The following is a 2,140-nucleotide window of genomic DNA, read 5'->3' as shown; positions in this document are numbered from 1 at the left end:
CTCGATTCCCGTCACCCTGCTGGTGGTCGGTGTCGCCGAGAACCTCGACCAGCTCCTTGGCAAGCACCCGTCGATCCAGCGCTCGCTGGTGCCGGTGCATCTGCCGCTGATGACCGATCAGGAGATCGGCCGCCTGATCCAGGCCGGCGCGCAGAATGCCGGTATCGAGTTCGCTCCCGACGTGGTGCGGCGGATCGCCGAATTCGTGCGCGGTTTGCCCTACTATGCGCAGCTTCTGGGCCTGCATGCGGCGCGCAGCGCCGTCAGCCGCGGCAGCAAGCTGGTCGAAAAGCAGGACCTCGCCTATGCCGTTGCCCGCTGCCTGCAGGAGGCTGAGCGCGGCATCGTCGACAGCTATGCCCGTGCGTTGGCCGCCGACCGCCGGGCCGAGCTGGAGGACGCGCTGCTGGCCGCGGCGCTGTGCCCGGCCGATGCCTATGGCGTGTTCGATCCCAAGGATCTGGCGGGTGGCGGCGGCGAATTGCCCAATGCCGCGACGCTCGACCTGCTGAAACGTCTGACGCGGGAAGACCATGGTGGTGTCCTGGCCCCGGTGGTCGAACCGGGACTGGAACGCTACCGCTTCCGCAACCAGATGATGCGTCAATACGTCCTGATGCGTCAGGCGAGCGAGCGCGGCCAGATCTGATCCATCCCCGATCAGGCCGCCCTTCGGCCCTTCTCCGGCGACGGGGGAGGGCCGTTCTTTCATGACGGGTCTTTGCCGCCAGGGGGCAAGGGATAGGTTCGGTGGCGATGTGGCCGAGCGCTACAGGAACGCTGCCCGCCGCCGGCCGCTGGCTTTCTGCCAGGCCCATTCGACGACCACGCTCAGCAGCCGTTCCAGCGACGGCTTCACGTCCGCCGCCAGGGCGGGGCGGAAGTGATAGGGCGGGGCCTCGTCCATATAGGTGGACTGAGTGAGTTCCAGCTGGATGGCGTGGATGTTCTCTTCCGGCTGGCCATAGCTGCGGATGATGAAGCCGCCGCGCAGGCGACCGTTCAGTGCGGCCGAATAACGTTCCGATGCCGAAAGGACGTTCATCAGCCGCACGACCAGCGGCTGGGCGGCGCTGCTGCCGTCGCCGGTGCCCAGGTTGAAGTCGGGCAGCGTGCCGTCGAAAAGGCGGGGAACCCGGCTGCGCACCGAATGGGCGTCGAACAGGATGGCCACGCCGTAACGGTCACGCAAAGCTTGCAGTTCGCTGCGCAACTGATCGTGGTAGGGGCGCCAGTAAGCCCCGATCCGCCGCTCGATCTCAGCGCGGTCGGGTTCAAGCCCCGGCTGGTAGATCGGTGCGCGTTCAAAGCTGGTCAGCGGGCATATTTCGGTGGGATCCAGCCCAGGATGATGCACCGCACCGTCGGGGTCGCGGTTCAGGTCCACCACGTATCGCGAACAGAGGGCGGTCAGAAATCCAATTCCGAGCGCGGGGGCGAAGTGGTACAACCGGTCCAGATGGCGATCGACATCGGGTTGCGCCAGACCGGCCGGCGTCATCGTCGCGGCGATGTCCGGTGGAATTATGGTCCCGACATGCGGAATGTTGAGCAGGACCGGGGTTTCACCCGGCTGGAAGCGGAAGGTTTCCATGGCTCGTCTCGTCATCGGAACGGCTTGCGCTGGATTGTGTGCAGTGCGGCAGCGCCAGTGGTGCGACTATGAAGCGCTGTGGCGCACCCCGTCAAACATATTGCGTTTTTTTGAAAGAGTAGGAATGGCGCGTCGGCGGAAACCTGTCCTTTCACGCAACATTCCCTCCCATGCCGCACCGAATTGCCGGTTGACCTTGAGCTGCGCCTGCCGGAGACTTTCGCGCAATCGGCGGCCGCCCGGCAGAAGGCGTCGCCCCGCACCGGACAACGCTGTTTTTCGGGCTGTTCCTCAGGCTGTCCCCCGGATTGTTCCCAGGCGACCGGACCGACGACCTCCTCAATGCACGGCGCCCCGACTTCGCAGCCCCGGTGACGAATCAACGCAGCAGGGGAGAAGCGACCATGAACACCGTCACCCGTCTCGGCGCTGCCCTCGGCACGGCCATGCCCGGCCGCCGCCAGTTTCTATTGCCGCTTGCGCTCGCTCCGGTCGCCGGATGGGCGGTCTGGGCAAGCCGGACACCGGATTTGCCGAGACACCCTG

General features: G+C 65.9%; 1 protein-coding gene and 1 pseudogene. One reads left to right on the top strand and one right to left on the bottom strand.

All coding sequences use genetic code 11. The annotated features are described in order from the left end of the window. Nucleotides 1–649, top strand: a pseudogene (locus I71_RS07485) (ATP-binding protein); the annotation flags it as partial. A gap of 120 nt (nt 650–769) precedes the next feature. Here I71_RS07485 and hutG read toward each other — a convergent pair. Further along, nucleotides 770–1,594: an N-formylglutamate deformylase gene (hutG, locus tag I71_RS07480; protein ID WP_042693379.1), complete on the bottom strand. Its 825-nt coding sequence runs from the start codon at nt 1,592–1,594 to the stop codon at nt 770–772. Between the last annotated feature and the right edge of the window lie 546 nt (nt 1,595–2,140).

This window comes from Azospirillum sp. B506 (assembly GCF_000333595.1).
GTDB lineage: Bacteria > Pseudomonadota > Alphaproteobacteria > Azospirillales > Azospirillaceae > Azospirillum.
Note: the sequence above shows the minus strand (reverse complement) of the source record. Positions and strands in the feature narration are given on the sequence as shown.